Origin of the sequence: Paenibacillus sp. alder61, assembly GCF_020179875.1 — a bacterium.
In the GTDB taxonomy this organism is placed as follows: Bacteria; Bacillota; Bacilli; order Paenibacillales; family Paenibacillaceae; genus Fontibacillus; species Fontibacillus faecis.
On record NZ_JAIUDG010000012.1, the window covers coordinates 116,183 to 132,951 of the forward strand.

The window sequence follows — 16,769 nt, forward strand, 5'->3', positions numbered from 1 at the left end:
AAGCGACTCCCCTCCTTACGTAGGTCGATCTCCGAGTGTGCCGAACAGATTGTGCAACGCCTTAAACATCACTTCGAACAGGTGTTCGAAGGCGACGATAAACCCCGGTACCAACAGCAGAAGCACCACCAGCCCAACTATGATTTTCACCGGAATCCCGATGACAAAAACGTTAAACTGCGGTGCGGTCCGGGCCAGAAAACCGAGCGCCACGTCGGTTAAAAACAAGGCCACGACCAGCGGAGCGGACATCTGAAAAGCCAGCGTAAAGGCCTGGCTAAAGGTACGCACCAAAAACTCGGTCACACTGCCGTGATACAATCTTTGAAACGCTTCGTTGGAGAGCGGAATCCAGTTGTAACTGCGGATAACCGCGTCCAGCAAATAATGGTGCCCGTTGATCGTCAGAAACAGCAGCGTGGCGATCAAGTATTTAAAGTTGCCGATTACCGGGGCCGACGCGCCGGTCATCGGGTCAATCACGTTGGCGATACCGAAACCGATCTGGATATCGATAAACGATCCGGCCGTTTGAATGACGGAAAAGATCAGATAAGCCACATAGCCCATCAATAAGCCGATCAACACTTCGCGAAAGACGAGCAGAATGTATCCCAGATCATTCGGAATGGCCTGATTCGTTCCCTGAATCGTCAGGATCAGCAACGAGATAATTCCGGCAATCCCCACTTTGAAGTTCATGGGAACGCCGCGTGATGAAAAAATGGGGGCAACTACAAAAAAGGCTGTCATTCGACAAAAAATTAGCATAAATACTGAAATTGCGTGTAAAATGATCTCCATGTTCGCCGCAGCCTAACCGATATAATTAGAGAGATTGTTCAAGATACCATAAGTAAAATCGACAAGCGTCGTTAAAATCCACGGTCCGAACATCAGCAAGGCCAGCAGCACGGCGACAATTTTCGGAACGAAGGCGAGCGTTTGCTCCTGAATTTGGGTCGTGGCTTGAAAGATACTGATAATTAAGCCGACGACCAAACCGATGACCAACATCGGAGCGCTAACCTTTAACACGGTATAAACGGCTTGTCCGGCCAAACCGATAATAAACTCCGAACTCATAACCGTTTTCCCCCTCTATGAAATAGTAGATCCATCCGGATGCGCCTGGCCGCGCCTTACATCCCTAGCCTCGCTAAGGGTTGAAGCTGGCCAATAGAGACTTCACAATCAGGTACCATCCGTCCACCAAGACGAACAACAAAATTTTAAACGGCAGTGAAATCATGACCGGCGGAAGCATCATCATCCCCATAGCCATAAGCACACTGGAAACAACGATATCTATGATAAGAAACGGTATAAATATCATGAATCCCATCTGGAATGCGGTCTTCAGTTCACTGATGGCGAACGCGGGAACCAGCACCGAAATCGGTATTTCTTCATAACTGCTCGGTTTCTCGGTTTTGGTGTAACTCATAAATAATTGCAAATCCTTCGGCCGCGTGTGCGAGTACATGAACTTTTTCATGGGAACGGCCGCTTTGTTCAAAGCTTCCGTCTGGGTGATCTCCCCTTTAATGTAGGGCTGCAGAGCCACCTCATTAATCGTCGACAGCGTTGGACTCATGACAAACAGTGTCAGGAACAGCGCCAGTCCCACCAGAACCTGATTGGGCGGCGAAGTCTGTGTTCCCAGCGAACTGCGGACAAACCCGAGCACAATCACGATTCGCGTAAAACTGGTCATCAGAACCAGGATTGCCGGCGCTATACTTAACACCGTTATGAGTAAGATGAGCGACAGCGAACTGGTACCGCCCTCTGTTCCCGTATTTCCCCCGATTTGTATCCCGATCTCCGGAATAGGATCGACGGGAGCCGCGGAAGCGATGGTTACTGCCAAAACGCTCCACAACGTAAAAAGCAATGTCGCAATTAGCACTTTGTTCTTCATGAATCCCTCAACCGATCTGTAGATTGTTCTTCCTGATCCTTCAGCAATTCCTCCATCTGACGCTTACGGCTAGGCATTTTTTGCAATTGGGAGTGAAACATTTCGTGAAACGATGTCCCTTCGAGTTCCTCCGCTTCCTGCGGAGGCGCTTTGCGGAATCGGGAGACGAGGCCAGACAGAACCGAAGTCACTCCGGCAAACTCCGTCCCCTCCTCTTCAAAAGCCTGCTGCAAAGCCGCCAGTTCTTCCGGATCGGTAATCTTGTCAAGCAAGGTGATATTCTCACCCACGCCGACAAGATACACGCTGCTGCCGATTTCGATCACCTGGAGCGACTTGTTCGGACCGAGACCGACAGCTCCCATCGTACGGATCGAACGGCTTTGGGAGAATAACCGGTTTTTCTTTCCCAGGAAACGGATTAAGACTACGATCAAAACAATGATTATTGCCAGTACGACAATGACATTAATCAAATTCCCCCAAAGATTGACATCCCCACCAAACGAAGGAGCGTCGTTTTGCGATAGAAACATCGGTTTCGCCTACAATCCAAGTGTTTTGTTGATCGCTTCGATAACCCGATCGGATTGGAACGGCTTGACGATAAAGTCTTTCGCGCCGGCTTGGATGGCGTCGATAACCATCGCCTGCTGCCCCATGGCGGAGCACATGATTACCTTGGCGTTCGGCTCCAGCTTTTTGATTTCTTTTAACGCCGCAATGCCGTCCATCTCAGGCATGGTAATATCCATCGTAATCAAATCCGGGCGCAATTCCTTGAATTTCTCCACCGCTTGCGCGCCGTCTTGTGCTTCCCCGACAACCTCAAACCCGTTTTTCGTCAAAATATCCCGGATCATCATTCTCATAAATGCTGCGTCGTCTACGATAAGAATTCGGTTTGCCATTGATTTAAAATCCTCCCTAAACTTCTACTATTGTAAATTTTGTATGCGATCCCACTGGCTAACAATATCCGTAACGCGAACACCGAAGTTTTCGTCGATAACAACAACCTCGCCTTTGGCGATCAACTTGTTGTTGACCAAAATGTCCACCGGTTCGCCGGCAAGCTTGTCCAGCTCGATAATCGAACCTTGCGACAATTCGAGGATATCTTTAATCTGCTTTTGGGTCCTTCCTAATTCTACGGTGACCTTAAGCGGTATGTCCATCAATAAGTTCAAATTGTTAACGTCGGCTTGACCGTATGCCGGATTGCCGAGATTGGCGAATTGTACGGGCTGTACGTTCACGTTCCGTCCGGGCACCCCGCCAAAATGCTGCGGTTCGCCGTAAGGCCGTTCTTGCGGCGGATAATAGTAACCCTGCTGCTGCATCGGCGGCTGTTGCATCGGCGGCGCCATCGGCTGCTGCGCAGGCGCGGGCGGTTGTTGATAAGCCGGAGCCGGAGCCTCGTAAGCCGGTGGCGCGGCGGCCGGAGCTGCAGCTGCAGTCTCTTGCGCCGCGGGTTCGGAAGAGCCGTTGATAAGGCTGTCGACCATTTCCTTGGCGAATTTAACGGTCAACAGCTGCATAATCGTCGAATCGATCAAATCGCCGATCGTCAACCGGAACGAAATTTTGATCAAGGTTTCATCCGGCGGCAGGCTGGCTACACCGTCCCCGTTCGTCATGTTCAAAATATCGATCCCCGGCGGAGAGATATTTACAAACCGGTTAAAGATCGTCGACATGGACGTCGCGGAGGAACCCATCATCTGGTTCATCGCTTCCTGAACGGCACTGATATGAATCTCATTCAATTCCTCGTCGGCCGGGTTTCCTTCGCCTCCCAACATGAGATCGGCAATAACTTGGGCATCCCTAGTTTTAATAACCAGAGAATTGACGCCTTCAAAACCGTCTACATACTGGACATGAATGGCAACATGCGGTTTCGGGAACTCGGTTTCAAACTGAGATCTCGTGATAATGGATACCTTGGGAGTCGTGATATCCACTTTTTTGCTAAGCAGGGTAGAGAGAGCCGTAGCCGCGCTCCCGAAAGTGATGTTACCGATCTCGCCCAGAGCGTCCTGCTCCAACGGCGACAAGTAATCGGATACCGTCGGTTCAGGTGCCGAGTCCGGATTGGACTGTTTTAACAAGGCATCGATCTCTTCCTGGGACAAATAATCTTTACTCGTCAAGTTCCTCAACTCCTTCGCTGACAATTTCATCAATTTGAACGGCAACTCGGTCTTTTAACGTACCGGGACTTCCGATATATTTCAATCGATCGCCCACCCTGATGGACAAGCCTTCTTGCACCGGTTTGTTCAGGGATATCACATCGCCTACGGACAGCTCCAAAAATTCCTGAACGGTAATTTGGGACTCCCCGAGCTCTGCGATGATCGGAAGCTTGGCTCTATTCACACGATGGCGGAGCGCATCCACCTCTTCTGGTACCCTCGCTTTTTTCTGGGAGACGAACCAATGGTGTACCGAAAGTTTCGGCATAATCGGCTCAATTACGACATGCGGGATACAAAGGTTGATCATCCCTGACGTGTCTCCGATCTTCGTGCTGAGCGAAATCAACGCGATCGTTTCGTTCGGAGAAACGATTTGCATAAATTGAGGATTGGTCTCCAGAGCTTCCATCCGCGGATTGATATCAATCACGGTTTTCCAAGCTTCCTGCAAGCTTTCGAATGCCCGGCTGAAAATTCGTTCCATAATAATCGTTTCAATTTCCGTTAAAGAACCGATTTTCGATGGCGCCGTTCCGATCCCCCCCAGCAATCTGTCCAACATGGCGAATGCGACATTGGGGTGAACCTCAAGCACCATTCGGCCTTCCAGCGGCTCCGCCTCAAAGATGTTAAGGATCGTCATCTTCGGGATGGACCGGATGAATTCATCATACGGAAGCTGTTCAACCTGAACCACATTGATCTGGACAAACGTTCTAAGCTGTGCCGAGAAATAGGTGGTGAGAAAACGGGCAAAGTTTTCATGAATACGCGTCAAACTACGGATATGATCCTTGGAAAAACGAACCGCTCTTTTGAAATCGTAAGCCCGGATTTTTCGCTGCGTCTCTTCCTTTTTCAATTCCTCGGCATCCATCTCACCCGAAGAAAGCGCGGCAAGCAAGGCATCGATTTCATTTTGCGACAACACATCTACCAAACAACTCACCCCCTTGGAAAAATAATCAAAGACCGATATTAGTCTAGATCGCCGTAATAATGAATTTGGTAATATCGATTTGAATCAATTTTCCTTCCGGCAGCGACTTGTTGATCAGGTTCAGCAATTTCGAACTCAAGTTGTCCTTGCCTCTGGCCCCGTTCAATTCTTCCGGCTTGGTATCCGCCAGTGTTTTAATAATGATCGGCGTGATTTTGAAATCCTTGATTTTATCAAAGGCCTCCTTGGAAGCGGCGCTATCGAGCTGGAACGCAAAATCGAGGACAACGACATAATTCGGATCGGATAGATTCGTTTTGATATCATTAATGGTTGAAGTCACTTCAACCAGTTCATCCGCAGTCAAGTGTTTAGGAACGGTTACTTCGTCAACCGCAGCCTTCACTTCACCGCCCGAAGCCGGTCCCGTCATCTGATTGACGAGCAGAAAGGCGGCCATTACGATCAGGGTTATGGCCAGCAATATCGTAATCAGCCATGGTGCCATCTTTTTCATGACAATTCCTCCGTTTGTTGCACTTTAATAGTTGCTGCGTGGATACCGATCTCGCTGTAATATTCATTGATCATCGCGATAATTTCGGCCGCCTTCTCCAGCACGATAATACGCTTGCCGGTGACCAGGGTCACGTATGTATCGGGTGTTTCTTCCACGGTTTCGATCATAATGGCGTTAAGCCACATTTGCGCACCGTTGAGCTTGGTTACAGAAATCATGTTTAACCTCCCAATTAAACCGGGGGAAGGAAGGTTTTCCTCCCCCGTTAACCTTCATCTTAACGCTTCAGGTTTACGATTTCCTGGAGCACTTCATCCGAAGTCGTGATAATCCGGGAGTTTGCCTGGAGACCACGCTGCGCCACGATCATTTCGGTAAATTCGCCCGTCAGGTCGACGTTCGACATTTCCAATTGACCCGGTACGAGAGCGCCCGTCCCGTTTTCTTGGCTATTCGGAGCAGACATCACCAGATCGCCGTTTTGTGCGTTCAAGGTCGTGCGATAGAGATTGCCCCCGATTTTCTCAAGACCTTCCGGGTTAGTGACCTTGGCCACTCCAACGGTTTGGCCGGGCTCGGTCGCTCCGGTGTTCATTTTCTGCATGATGACACCATTTGCTGAAATCGAAAATGCGGTAACATCATCAGCAATTTGCTCCATTATCCCCCCGCCTTCATCGCAGAGGTACAAACCGTCGGAAGTCACCAAACGGCGATTCGCGTCCAGGTGGAAATCACCGGCACGAGTCAGAAATGGGACCTCCTGATCGTCAGTCAGCTTGACCATAAAAAAGCCGTCCCCGTCGATCCGCAAATCCAGCGGATTGTTCGTCGTCTGGGCGCTTCCGCCGGTATGCAGCGTGTCGATCGAGCTGATGGACACCCCGAGGCCGATTTGTCTGGCGTTCATACCGCCAGTCTCGTCGGTAGGTGCGGTTACCCCCGCGATGGTCTGGCTCATGATATCTTTAAACATGACGCGTCCCGATTTAAAACCAACGGTGTTTACGTTGGCAATATTGTTGCCGATGACGTCGAGCTTCGTTTGAAACCCGCGCATCCCCGACACACCCGAATACATGGATCTTAACATTTCGTAAATTCCTCCCTGGGACAAAATTGTGGTTAGGACCGCTTCAGTCGATCCGCGGCCCTGATCGGCTTCCGAATCCGGGCCAGCCAAAATGCTAAGAAATAATTACTGCGCTATCGATCTGAGTAAACACATTGTCCTTCATGCTGTTCCCGGACAATGCCGTTACAACCGTGCGGTTGTTCACATTGACGATCAGGGCCGTATCTTTCATCAAGATCAGCGTCTCTTTCGCGCCTTTGGCGGCCGCGCTGTCAATCGCCGACTCGATCCTACTCAGTTCCTCCGGTTTAAGTTCGATCCCGCGCTGCTCCAGTCTTTTCACGGCATGGTTGCTGAAATGCAGCAGCCGATCCTGGAGCATCTCTTCAAAACTTAATCCATGGGAGGAACTCTCGGCCTGCTGATTTCTGGAGTAGGGGACCGCCCCCGGCTGAATTCGGCCGGTATACAGGTGCCCTACACGGATTGGGTCGCTCACTCCGCACCCGCTCCTTGTCCTGTAGGCGGAGGCGTATCGCCGCCCGAACCGCCGTCTCCTCCGGCAGGTTGCTCGGGTTCCGGTTCAGGTGCGTTTTCCACCTTCTCAACCTTGGAAAGTTCGATTTCCTTATCGCCGACTTTCACATAATGAACACCGCCGCGTACGATGATTGAATCGACCAAACCACGCTCCGTCGTTGTGATCACTTCCGGCTTTCCGGTCGCAATATCGTAGTTGCCGGTCTTCGTTTCGCCCGCCCAGCTTACCATTTTACCGATTAAGCCCGAGCTGTTGCCAAGCGACGCGCTCATGGCCTTTAGCTGATCGGAGATGTTGGTCAACTGTTCGACCGAAGTGAACTGCGCCATCTGCGCGACCATGTCTTTGTTGTCCATCGGAGACATAGGGTCTTGGTACTTCATCTGAGCCATCATCAGCTTGAGAAAATCGTCTTTGCCCAGCTTGGTATCCTTTTTGCTGGCTCTTTGGACATTCTCTGTCGAATAATGAGGCCAGTTGACCTTCGGCGGTATAACTTCAGCCATGAAATCAGCCTCCTTTCTGCTAGGCTCTAGCTACAAAGGAACTTCCCAACGTTCCTTCTCTCTCTCTGACGCTCGAGATCCATTCATTCCATTCCTCGTTCAGATCGTGGACGCCCAGCAGTTCTTCCTCGGAAACCACCTCACGACGCTTTCCGTTTTGCTGCTGTCCCGTACCGCTTCCCGGTTGACGTCCATCCTGGTACATATGGGAGGACAACGGCGTATTTTGCGTAACTTCCAATTTGTTGACTTGAAGCCCTTGGGACTGTAATGCCGATCTGAGCTGAGCCATTTGGGATTCAAGCGACTCCTTGGCAAAGGCGTGCTCCGTCATAAACTGAGCGATCAACTGCCCGTTTTGCATCGTAATTTTGACGTCTACCTGCCCCAGATGCTCGGGAAAGAGCGAAATTTTCGCTTCAGACACGCCACCGGCCTGAATAATCTCCAGTTTGCTTACCAAGAAGCGGGACATTTCATCGCCGAACTTTTCAACCGGTACCGGAGGAGCCGGTGCCTTCAGCGGAGCCGCCGCGTCGCGAAGGGCCAATTGACCCGCCGTCACAATATGCCCGGATTGGAGCGGATGTTCGCCATCCGAAGATTCAACGGCAGCGGCGTTTGTCTCTTCACCCGTCAGCAGCACTGCGGATGCCGAGGCCGAAGCTTTGACCGGAGCGGTCTCGGCTTGGGAAATCGCCGGCACTTTGGCGGCTTCCGCTGTATTCTTCTCTGCGGCCGACACGTTCCGATCCGCATGAACCGAAGCTTTATCCTTCACGATGCCTTTCAATTCAGCCAGCGTCGATGCATACTTTCCGGACGGCGCCTTGCTTTCCCCGGTGATTCCGGCCGAGGCAAGAAGCGTCTGCAGCGATTCCAAAAGCGCTTTAGCCTGCGACGAATTCAGCTCGGCGTTTGCCGAAGCGTTGGAAGAAGCCGCGACCAGTTGAACCAGCGTATCCTGAACCGCGAATCGAATCGTTTCGGCATGCTCGGCCAGCGCCGGAATCCCCGAATTGTTTGGAGCCGTCTCAGAACCAGCGGCTTGCTGCATGTTCTGGAGATAGTGAAGCGCGTTTTGCAGCCAGCCTTGCAGCATGGCCAGCAATTCCGGATTATCATCCGCCATCGCTTCATCCAATTGCTCCAACTGTTCGAGCAGGTCTTCCAGGAGAGTCTTCAAGCTTCCGCCCTCACCTTCCGCCGCCATCCCGTTCGAGGATTCCGTCAAGCCGGACATAATCGCCAACTGCGCGGTCAACTGACCGTCTTGCGCGTTCGCCTCACCGGCAAGCATCGACACAAGGGTTTGGCCAAAAGTTGCTGTCGCCCCTTCCGTCCCCGTCGCTTTACCGGCGTTTCCGTACCACAAAGTCTTTGCGGAAGCCGTAGTAGCTCCTACATTAGTTAATGGTTGACTCATTTTCTTTTCACCTCCTTTCCCTAGAGGTCGTCCAAAAAGTCATCCCCTGCTGCTCACTTGCCGACCAGTTGGTTAACGATCTTCACCGACAGCTTCTCATCCGCTTTGGTCATGGCGTCAAGAACTTTGGAGCGCGTCGTATCATCGATCGACTTCAAGATTTTCAAAGCTTTTTCCGGACTGATCTTATAGGTCTGGATAATCAGCTTCGAAGCGGAGTCCGCCGACATCGTGCGGAACGTCTGGCTGAGCTGCGCGTCGTCCAGCGCGTTCCCGGTGGTTTTGGCGGGCGTCTGTTCCGCGGCTTCCTTTTTCAGCCTGGATTGCAAGGCCGCAATCGCCAGATCTTCCGCGGGTTTCACGTCCTTCAATCGGATGGAAATACTCGCCGCCTTTTCGGGATCCATCTTTTCCAGGATCGCCACTTTGCTCTCGTTGCTCATGACACTGAACATCTGAAGCGTTTCGTCGGTGGTCAGCTTGTCAAAAATCGCCGCCGCCTTGCTCGGACTCATCGAGGAATAAATCGAGGCCAGCTTTTTGACTTCTTTCAAATAAGCCGCTTCCTCTTCAGCCTTTTTCTGCTCTTCCTCCGCATCTTGCGCGGTATCCAGCTGTTCCTGGAGCTCCTTCGCCTTCGTACTCTGCTCGGTCGCAAGCTGGTTGGCTTGTTTCAGTTCCTCTTCCTGTTTGGCCACCTGTTCTTTCAGCTGTTTGACGGTTGCATCGGTGCTTTCCTGCTGCTTTTTCTCGTCTTTTTTCGACTCCTTGGCATCCCCTGTTTGCTCGTCCGGGATCCAGTCTTTGACGATCGGGATTTTCTCGCCGATGTCCAGCAAGGATCGTTTGATATTTACATTGAACAAGGTCAGCAGCACGCCAAGCAGTACGATCGTGAACAAGATCGGGGTCATAAAGAACAGAAACCTCGAAAACCCTCCGCCTGACTCCTCCAATTCCTCATCCAGTTCAGTCTGTGCCATTTCTTCTCCTCCTTCGCAAACCCATTGTACGCCCCGACTCCTTTAACGGGCTCTCATGGCGAACCGGACCGTTGCCATTTCATCCAATTCGTTTTGTTCCCGAAGAAGCATTTCTTGCTGGAACTTTTCCTTCGCTTTGTCCCTGGCTTTCAACCACACTTTTTCGTCCAGCATTTTAGTGGTTAAAATGGTTTTCTTCTGATCGACATTCACTTCCGCCCGCTGCACATCTCCGATTTTTCGCGTAATGCAGGTTTCAAGATAGTCCATATACCGTTGAAGTTCCTGCAGCTTGATCATCGAAGCCTTGTTCTCCATCTCGTTTTGAATGGCCGCATGGGTTCGTGACCGTTCTTCCACCAGCTGTTCCAGAGAGTACTGCTCCGCCTGTAGAATTCCTACGGCCGCCGACAGCATCCATTCAGCCTGAGTCTTCTCATTGGACTTCAAGTCCACGACCTTCTGATATACGTAACGGAATCTCATGCTTTCCTAGTCAGCTCCTTGCAAATTCGGAAATAAGTTGTTCCTGCACTTCGGGCAGCGTCACTTTTTCATTGACCTTCTGTTTCGAGAAGGCCCAGATCCGTTGAATGTAACTGATCGCCTCATCGATTTCCGCATTCGAGCCCTGCTGATACGCCCCGATATTAATGAGATCCTCGGATTCCCGGTAAACGGCCAGAAGCCTCTTCAAGTTCTCGGCGGCATCGTTTTGCTCATCGGTCACTATATCCTTCATGACGCGGCTGATACTGGCCAAAATGTCGATGGCCGGAAAATGTCCTTTATTGGCGATATTCCGGTTCAGAACGATATGCCCGTCCAAAATCCCCCGCACCGCGTCGGCGATAGGTTCGTTCATGTCGTCCCCGTCAACCAATACGGTATAGAACGCGGTGATCGAACCGGTCGGCCCGGTTCCCGCCCGTTCCATCAGCTTGGGCAGTGCGGCAAATACGGAAGGGGTATACCCCCGCATGGCCGGCGGCTCGCCGATCGCAAGTCCCACTTCCCGCAGCGCCATGGCATAACGGGTGACCGAGTCCATCATCAGCATGACGTTCAAGCCGCGATCCCGAAAATATTCCGCGATCGTCGTGGCGATGAGCGCGCCTTTCATTCGGATCAGGGCCGGCTGGTCGGAAGTCGCCACAATGACGACGGATCGTTCCAACCCTTCGGGGCCCAAATCACGTTCGATAAAATCGAGCACTTCGCGCCCCCGTTCGCCGATCAGCGCGATGACGTTGACATCGGCCGAGGTGTTGCGCGCGATCATCCCCATCAAAGTACTTTTTCCGACCCCGGAGCCGGCGAAGATCCCGACCCGCTGGCCCTTCCCGATCGTCAGCAAACCGTCGATCGCCCTTACGCCGATACTGATCGGCTCGGCCACGCGCGGCCGGTTGAGCGGGTTCATCGGTTTGTTATGGGTTGAATAGTGGCTCATCCGCGAGGGAAGAACGGAGCCGTCAAGCGGTTGACCCAAACCGTCGAGCACTTTGCCGAGCAGTTCCGAACCGACTTGCACGGTCAACGGCTTGCCGGTGCCGACCACATCGCATCCCGGACCAATCGACGTCAGTTCGCCGAGCGGCATGAGCAGAACCTTGTTATCCCGGAAGCCGACAACCTCCGCCTGCAGCGGCTGCGACGACTTGCTCGGGTAAATGTAACAAACATCTCCGATGCTCGCGTCCGGACCTTCCGATTCCACCATCAGACCGATGACCTGGGTCACCTTGCCGTTGATCCGAACCGGATCCAACTGGCGGAGATGGTCGAGATAACGAGCCGGATTAATGATCGTCATTCGTCATTCCCCGTTCCTCGGTCTGCCGCGAAATCCGCAGCAGTTCCTTCTTGATTTCGGAAAGCTGGGTATCGATTCTGGCGTCCACACTTCCGAAGGAGGAGCGGATCACGCAGCCCCGGTCCTGAACCGATGCATCGGGTAGAATTTGCAGTTCCGCTTGCGAATCGATCACCAGACTAAGCTCTTCACGCGCCGCTTGAACAAAAGCAAACTGGGAGGGCGACACGCAAAGCGTCAGCACACCCTGCTCCCTTTTTCGCGACAAACTCTTCTTAATGAGTTCCACCGAATATTCCGGTTTCAGCTCAAGCTGCCTGTCGATGATCTTCTCGGCGATCGCGCAGCTCAGTTCCACCAAAAACGGTTCCGCTTCTTGGATGATCCGCTCTTTCTCGATATAAGCCTGCTGCAAAACGGCGCTCGCCTCGCTCATCATTTCGTCGATCTTGATCTTAAGGGTTTGCTCCGCCTGCACGCGTCCTTCTTCAAAACCTTCATTAAAAGCTTCCGACTTCACGGCTTCGACCAAATGTTCGTCCTGCTCCCGCCGTTCGGTCCACCAGGCTTCAATCTGCTGCCTGGCTTCGGCCAGCATCTGCTCGGCCTGATCGGAAGCGGCCTTCACCTGGCTTTCCGCGAATGCCTTGGCGTCGGCCAGCATCTGTTTTCTGGCTTCTTCCGCCGCGGCGTCCTGCGCCGAAAACACTTCTTCCTGCACAGTAGCCATATCATCGTCTGATCGCTGTTCCTCGGATGCCTCATACGTTTTGGCCAAATTCAGCTGTTTCAAAATGTCCACCGGAACGTATTGGGATACTTTGATCAAATTAGACAATGATGTCATCTCCTCCGCCGCGGGCGATTATAATCTCTCCGGCATCCTCCAACCTGCGGATCGTTGCTACGATGCGGGTTTGAGCTTCTTCCACGTCACGAAGCCGCACGGGCCCCATAAATTCCATTTCTTCCTTGAACGTGTCGGACATCCGCTTCGACATATTGCGGAAAACCGCCTCGCGAACTTCCTCGCTCGCCACTTTAAGCGCAAGCTGCAGGTCCGCGTTTTCGATGTCGCGGATAATCCGCTGAATCGAACGGTTGTCGATATTGACGATGTCTTCGAATACGAACATCCGCTTTTTGATCTCTTCCGCAAGCTCCGGGTCCTGGATTTCCAGCGAGTCGAGAATCGTACGTTCCGTCCCGCGGTCGACGCCGTTCAAGATTTGAACGATCGCTTCGATACCGCCGGCGCTGGTGTAATCCTGGGTCACGGTAGCGGATAGCTTCTGTTCCAGGACGCGCTCCACTTGGGAAATGACTTCCGGAGACGTGCTGTCCATGACCGCGATTCTCCGCGCCACTTCGGCCTGCTTCTCCTGAGGGAGGGAAGACAGAATGACGGCGGCCTGTTCGAACTGCAAGTATGACAAGACGAGGGCGATAGTTTGCGCGTTCTCGTTCTGAATAAAGTTCAAAATTTGATTCGGATCCGCTTTGCGGGCAAAATCGAACGGTCTGACCTGCAAAGTGGCCGTCAGGCGATTGATGATATCGATCGCTTTCGATTGACCGAGCGCTTTCTCCAAAATTTCTTTGGCGTAAGTGATGCCGCCTTGCGAAATATATTCCTGGGCGAGACAGATTTGGTGAAACTCCGCCATAATCATCTCTTTCTCGGCACTGTCCACTTTCCGGACATTGGCGATCTCCAGGGTCAGCTGTTCAATCTCGTCCTCACGCAAATGCTTGAAGATTTGGGCGGACACTTCCGGACCAAGCGTAATGAGCAGAATTGCCGCTTTCTGTCTTCCGCTTAAAACTTGGCTTGTTGTTGATTTTGACAATGCGTTCACCTCTATTCGTCAGCCAGCCAGGTGCGAAGCAAGTTGACGAATTCGTCCGGCTTCTTCTTGGCCAGCGTCTCAAGCTGTTTGCGCACTTGGTTTTCGTTTGTAACAGATTCCAAGTTGATGGAAGGGAATTCCGGTGTAAGCGGCATAGGAATTTCTTCTTCCACCTCTTCAGCCTTGCGTCTTCTGCGAATCAGGAGGAATACGATCCCCGCGATGGCGAGCAGCGCCGCGGCCCCGACTCCCCATACGATCGGGCTTGAGAGACTCAAACCGGAACGTTTTTCATCAGAATTATGAAAAGCTTGGGAGTACACTGAAACTTTTCTCATTAAATCTGCGTCTGTATAAGTAGTACCGGAATCAGCCAAATAGGAACCGACGATATTGGTCAAGACGTTCTCAATCGCCTTCTGTGTCGTATCGTCCAAAGTTTGTTGGCCGGCAGGTGGTTCAACCGCAACATTAATGGTTAAATCTTTAATAACGTAGGGACTGGCTACAATATCCTTGGTAATTCGGTTCACTTCGTAGTTGATCGTAGACGAAGATTCTTCCGAAGAGGAGCCCCCGCTTCCCGCTTCGGTGCCTGGGTAATTCGAAACGTCCGTTTCACCGGTCCCCGCTACTCCGCTGTCAGGACTTCCTTGACCGGTGTAGCTCTTTTGGATTTTTTGCGCACTGATTTCGATACCTTTCATATTTTCGGTATCTACGGGTGTAACCAGATTTTCCTTTTGGCTGACCTGGTCAAAATTAAGCTTGGAAGTCACCAGCACTTCCACTTTGTCTTGACCCATCAATCTGGACAAGAACTGTTTGACGCTTTGCTTTACGTCGCTCTCGAACTTTTTCTGAAGAGCCATATTTTCCTGAACCGCCGTCGTCAGCGAACCGATTTTACCGCCTTGTCCCGCAGGTAACAGCACGGTGTCGTCGCTCGAAGACAAGGAGATGTTCTCGACCGGCAGATTAGGCACGGATGTTTTAACGAGGTTAAAATATCCGTCAATCGCTTCTTGCGTAGGTCGGTAACCCGGCTTAAACGTCAGCACCACGGATGCGGAAGCTTTCTCCTGCTCCTCGGGACTGGCAAACACATTCTCGGCCGGCAGGTTGATCAATACTTTGGCGTCGTTTACGCCCTGCATCCGTTTCAAGAGCTGCTCGATCTCGCCGTTCAATGCGCTCTTGTATTTGACGCCGAATTCGTTGTCCGTCATCCCGATCAGGGAAGAACTCTCGTTGAAGGATTCCCAGCCGATGGAGCCGTTTTGGACGATTCCTTTGGAACCCACATCGACTTTGACGCGAGCGGCGTCTTTGCTCGGAACCGAGATCGTGGTACCGTCCGGTCCGAGTTTGTAGGGGATTTTCCCCGATTCCAGATGACTGATAATCCCGGCGGCATCCGTAGAGTCCAGCCCGGTGAAGGCCACTTCGTATTCCGTTTTTGAGAACTGGATCGTTAACAGGACGATGGCCAATAATACGATAGCTACAGTGGAAATGAGCAAGGTTTTCTGTTTTTTGCTGAAATGGTTCCAGTACCCGGTCAATTTATCCCGATACTGGGCAATTCTCTCGTTCACAACGTCACCTCATCCGAAGCATGCTTTTTTTATTAAATTTGCGTACGCATAATCTCTTGATAAGCTTCTATCACTTTATTTCTAACTTGCGTAGTCAACTGCAAACTTAACATCGCTTGCTCCGAGGCGATCATCACCTGGTCCGCGCTTACTTCACCAAGCAGAAATTTGTTGTTCATGGACTGTACGTTCTTTTCTTGGGCGTCCACTCCGTTCAAGGCATCCGTCAGATAAGCGCCGAACTCTTTCAGCGATTCCGCGGGCGTGGGGGAAACCGGTTTGCTTGGCTGATCAATGTTGTCTACAGCCTTCAAGGCGTTAAAATTCATAGCCTGTATCAAAACTCAACACTCCTATCTTTCTGAAAGATTCTATTTACCGATTTGAAGTGCTTTCGTCATCATGGCTTTAGAGGCGTTCAAAGCCGTGACGTTCGCTTCGTAGGACCTGGAGGCGGAAATGACGTCCACCATCTCTTTCAAAATGTCCACATTAGGCATATAAACATAGCCTTCGCTGTCGGCATCTGGATGTGTGGGGTTATAGACCGGTTTAAACGGAGCCGAATCTTCCTTGATTTGCGTAACCTTTACGCCTTGACTCGGCTGGCTGTTTCCGAGCGCGGAGCCCAAAGCCTGGCCAAAGTCGCTTTTCATCGGGGACATCACTACCATCTTGCGGCGGTAAGGGACGGCTTTGCCATCCACAACCTGCGCTCTCGTCGTTTCGGCATTGGCGATATTTGACGAGATGACATCCATTCGCAGACGTTGGGCGGTTAATGCGGAAGCACTAATGGTGAAAGCGTTGCTGATCTTCAAAATGCGTTATCTCCCTTCCAAAGCGGTTCGCTTCATTTTGATTTGGTAATTGACTTGTTCTATGTAAGAATTGTAGCGGAGCTGATTTTCAGCCAACTGAGTCATTTCGCTATCAATATCCACATTGTTCTGGTTATTGTTCATCATCGTTGACTGATCGGTATGAACTTCGGGTCCGGGCAAACGGGCCGATAGACCTATTGCAAAATGTTTCGAGTGAGTTCTGCGTCCTTCCAGGGTTCTTGTCGCTCCGCTCATTTCTTGCTGCAAAAGACTTTCAAAAGATACACCCGATCGTTTGAAGTAAGGGGTATCTACGTTTGCAATATTATTGACAAGAACCCCCTGCCTAAGATTGGCCGCCTGCAAAGCGGTTTCCAAGCGTTGGAACCCGATACCATTCAATAACTGCATCTAATTTCCCCCCTTATAACTCATTAATTAGTACAGGTTTAAGATATTCAACAGCTTTCAAACTTTTCCTCTTTTTTTCGACAAAAACCTAGTTTTTTACGTCTTTCCAACGTCCTAGTGTAGAAAAAAATAGGAGAATGTCATATATCCT

At 51.3% G+C, this 16,769-nt stretch carries 22 protein-coding genes; all 22 read right to left on the reverse strand.

Annotated features, from left to right (window positions below):
- Positions 1-15 precede the first annotated feature (15 nt).
- A complete protein-coding gene (gene fliR / locus LBW89_RS14360) occupies positions 16-804 on the reverse strand; it encodes a flagellar biosynthetic protein FliR (RefSeq protein WP_148449827.1) in 789 nt (262 codons plus the stop codon).
- A 12-nt stretch (positions 805-816) separates the two neighbouring features.
- Positions 817-1,086, reverse strand: coding sequence for a flagellar biosynthesis protein FliQ (fliQ, locus tag LBW89_RS14365; protein WP_148449828.1), 270 nt, complete (start codon positions 1,084-1,086; stop codon positions 817-819).
- 73 nt (positions 1,087-1,159) lie between these two features.
- Positions 1,160-1,924 (reverse strand): flagellar type III secretion system pore protein FliP, encoded by a 765-nt coding sequence (gene fliP, locus LBW89_RS14370; protein WP_148449829.1) that lies wholly within the window; start codon positions 1,922-1,924, stop codon positions 1,160-1,162.
- Positions 1,921-2,460 (reverse strand): flagellar biosynthetic protein FliO, encoded by a 540-nt coding sequence (locus LBW89_RS14375; protein ID WP_225039409.1) that lies wholly within the window; start codon positions 2,458-2,460, stop codon positions 1,921-1,923. The genes fliP and LBW89_RS14375 overlap by 4 nt, the downstream gene beginning before the upstream one ends.
- Before the next feature lie 9 nt (positions 2,461-2,469).
- Positions 2,470-2,835, reverse strand: coding sequence for a response regulator (locus LBW89_RS14380; RefSeq protein WP_148449831.1), 366 nt, complete (start codon positions 2,833-2,835; stop codon positions 2,470-2,472).
- A 27-nt stretch (positions 2,836-2,862) separates the two neighbouring features.
- Positions 2,863-4,080, reverse strand: a complete 1,218-nt coding sequence (gene fliY / locus LBW89_RS14385; RefSeq protein WP_225039410.1) for a flagellar motor switch phosphatase FliY — start codon at positions 4,078-4,080, stop codon at positions 2,863-2,865.
- A complete protein-coding gene (fliM, locus tag LBW89_RS14390) occupies positions 4,070-5,068 on the reverse strand; it encodes a flagellar motor switch protein FliM (RefSeq protein ID WP_148449833.1) in 999 nt (332 codons plus the stop codon). Before fliM ends, fliY begins: the two co-directional genes overlap by 11 nt.
- Positions 5,069-5,111: 43 nt before the next feature.
- Positions 5,112-5,585: a flagellar basal body-associated FliL family protein gene (locus LBW89_RS14395; protein ID WP_148449834.1), complete on the reverse strand. Its 474-nt coding sequence runs from the start codon at positions 5,583-5,585 to the stop codon at positions 5,112-5,114.
- On the reverse strand, positions 5,582-5,806 hold the full coding sequence (locus tag LBW89_RS14400) for a flagellar FlbD family protein (protein ID WP_148449836.1): 225 nt from the start codon (positions 5,804-5,806) through the stop codon (positions 5,582-5,584). Before LBW89_RS14400 ends, LBW89_RS14395 begins: the two co-directional genes overlap by 4 nt.
- 59 nt (positions 5,807-5,865) lie before the next feature.
- Positions 5,866-6,681 carry a flagellar basal body rod protein FlgG gene (gene flgG, locus LBW89_RS14405; protein ID WP_225039411.1) on the reverse strand — a complete coding sequence of 272 codons (816 nt, stop codon included), beginning with the start codon at positions 6,679-6,681 and terminating at the stop codon, positions 5,866-5,868.
- Positions 6,682-6,775: 94 nt separating this feature from the next.
- Entirely contained in the window at positions 6,776-7,162 is a 387-nt protein-coding gene (locus LBW89_RS14410) for a TIGR02530 family flagellar biosynthesis protein (RefSeq protein ID WP_225039412.1), read from the reverse strand.
- Positions 7,159-7,710 carry a flagellar hook assembly protein FlgD gene (locus LBW89_RS14415; RefSeq protein WP_225039413.1) on the reverse strand — a complete coding sequence of 184 codons (552 nt, stop codon included), beginning with the start codon at positions 7,708-7,710 and terminating at the stop codon, positions 7,159-7,161. Before LBW89_RS14415 ends, LBW89_RS14410 begins: the two co-directional genes overlap by 4 nt.
- A 19-nt stretch (positions 7,711-7,729) precedes the next feature.
- Positions 7,730-9,136, reverse strand: coding sequence for a flagellar hook-length control protein FliK (locus tag LBW89_RS14420; RefSeq protein WP_225039414.1), 1,407 nt, complete (start codon positions 9,134-9,136; stop codon positions 7,730-7,732).
- Positions 9,137-9,189: 53 nt separating this feature from the next.
- On the reverse strand, positions 9,190-10,119 hold the full coding sequence (locus LBW89_RS14425; protein ID WP_148449845.1) for a MotE family protein: 930 nt from the start codon (positions 10,117-10,119) through the stop codon (positions 9,190-9,192).
- 42 nt (positions 10,120-10,161) lie between these two features.
- Positions 10,162-10,605, reverse strand: coding sequence for a flagellar export protein FliJ (gene fliJ, locus LBW89_RS14430; RefSeq protein ID WP_148449847.1), 444 nt, complete (start codon positions 10,603-10,605; stop codon positions 10,162-10,164).
- 10 nt (positions 10,606-10,615) lie between these two features.
- Positions 10,616-11,935 (reverse strand): flagellar protein export ATPase FliI, encoded by a 1,320-nt coding sequence (gene fliI, locus LBW89_RS14435; RefSeq protein WP_148449849.1) that lies wholly within the window; start codon positions 11,933-11,935, stop codon positions 10,616-10,618.
- Positions 11,922-12,773: a FliH/SctL family protein gene (locus LBW89_RS14440; RefSeq protein WP_148449851.1), complete on the reverse strand. Its 852-nt coding sequence runs from the start codon at positions 12,771-12,773 to the stop codon at positions 11,922-11,924. The genes fliI and LBW89_RS14440 overlap by 14 nt, the downstream gene beginning before the upstream one ends.
- Positions 12,766-13,785 carry a flagellar motor switch protein FliG gene (gene fliG, locus LBW89_RS14445; RefSeq protein ID WP_148449852.1) on the reverse strand — a complete coding sequence of 340 codons (1,020 nt, stop codon included), beginning with the start codon at positions 13,783-13,785 and terminating at the stop codon, positions 12,766-12,768. Before fliG ends, LBW89_RS14440 begins: the two co-directional genes overlap by 8 nt.
- An 11-nt stretch (positions 13,786-13,796) precedes the next feature.
- On the reverse strand, positions 13,797-15,383 hold the full coding sequence (gene fliF, locus LBW89_RS14450; protein WP_225039415.1) for a flagellar basal-body MS-ring/collar protein FliF: 1,587 nt from the start codon (positions 15,381-15,383) through the stop codon (positions 13,797-13,799).
- A gap of 32 nt (positions 15,384-15,415) precedes the next feature.
- Complete coding sequence (gene fliE / locus LBW89_RS14455; protein ID WP_412067004.1) at positions 15,416-15,724, reverse strand: flagellar hook-basal body complex protein FliE; 309 nt, start codon at positions 15,722-15,724, stop codon at positions 15,416-15,418.
- Positions 15,725-15,754: 30 nt separating this feature from the next.
- Positions 15,755-16,204, reverse strand: coding sequence for a flagellar basal body rod protein FlgC (gene flgC / locus LBW89_RS14460; RefSeq protein ID WP_148449856.1), 450 nt, complete (start codon positions 16,202-16,204; stop codon positions 15,755-15,757).
- 6 nt (positions 16,205-16,210) lie between these two features.
- Positions 16,211-16,618, reverse strand: a complete 408-nt coding sequence (flgB, locus tag LBW89_RS14465; protein WP_148449858.1) for a flagellar basal body rod protein FlgB — start codon at positions 16,616-16,618, stop codon at positions 16,211-16,213.
- Between the last annotated feature and the right edge of the window lie 151 nt (positions 16,619-16,769).

What these genes read in the sequence shown, in the direction of transcription:
- fliR (WP_148449827.1), bottom strand. Translation starts at nt 804, where the DNA reads ATGGAGATCATTTTACACGCAATTTCAGTATTTATGCTAATTTTTTGT.
- fliQ (WP_148449828.1), bottom strand. Translation starts at nt 1,086, where the DNA reads ATGAGTTCGGAGTTTATTATCGGTTTGGCCGGACAAGCCGTTTATACC.
- fliP (WP_148449829.1), bottom strand. Translation starts at nt 1,924, where the DNA reads ATGAAGAACAAAGTGCTAATTGCGACATTGCTTTTTACGTTGTGGAGC.
- LBW89_RS14375 (WP_225039409.1), bottom strand. Translation starts at nt 2,460, where the DNA reads ATGTTTCTATCGCAAAACGACGCTCCTTCGTTTGGTGGGGATGTCAAT.
- LBW89_RS14380 (WP_148449831.1), bottom strand. Translation starts at nt 2,835, where the DNA reads ATGGCAAACCGAATTCTTATCGTAGACGACGCAGCATTTATGAGAATG.
- LBW89_RS14395 (WP_148449834.1), bottom strand. Translation starts at nt 5,585, where the DNA reads ATGAAAAAGATGGCACCATGGCTGATTACGATATTGCTGGCCATAACC.
- LBW89_RS14400 (WP_148449836.1), bottom strand. Translation starts at nt 5,806, where the DNA reads ATGATTTCTGTAACCAAGCTCAACGGTGCGCAAATGTGGCTTAACGCC.
- flgG (WP_225039411.1), bottom strand. Translation starts at nt 6,681, where the DNA reads ATGTTAAGATCCATGTATTCGGGTGTGTCGGGGATGCGCGGGTTTCAA.
- LBW89_RS14415 (WP_225039413.1), bottom strand. Translation starts at nt 7,710, where the DNA reads ATGGCTGAAGTTATACCGCCGAAGGTCAACTGGCCTCATTATTCGACA.
- LBW89_RS14420 (WP_225039414.1), bottom strand. Translation starts at nt 9,136, where the DNA reads ATGAGTCAACCATTAACTAATGTAGGAGCTACTACGGCTTCCGCAAAG.
- LBW89_RS14425 (WP_148449845.1), bottom strand. Translation starts at nt 10,119, where the DNA reads ATGGCACAGACTGAACTGGATGAGGAATTGGAGGAGTCAGGCGGAGGG.
- fliJ (WP_148449847.1), bottom strand. Translation starts at nt 10,605, where the DNA reads ATGAGATTCCGTTACGTATATCAGAAGGTCGTGGACTTGAAGTCCAAT.
- fliI (WP_148449849.1), bottom strand. Translation starts at nt 11,935, where the DNA reads ATGACGATCATTAATCCGGCTCGTTATCTCGACCATCTCCGCCAGTTG.
- flgB (WP_148449858.1), bottom strand. Translation starts at nt 16,618, where the DNA reads ATGCAGTTATTGAATGGTATCGGGTTCCAACGCTTGGAAACCGCTTTG.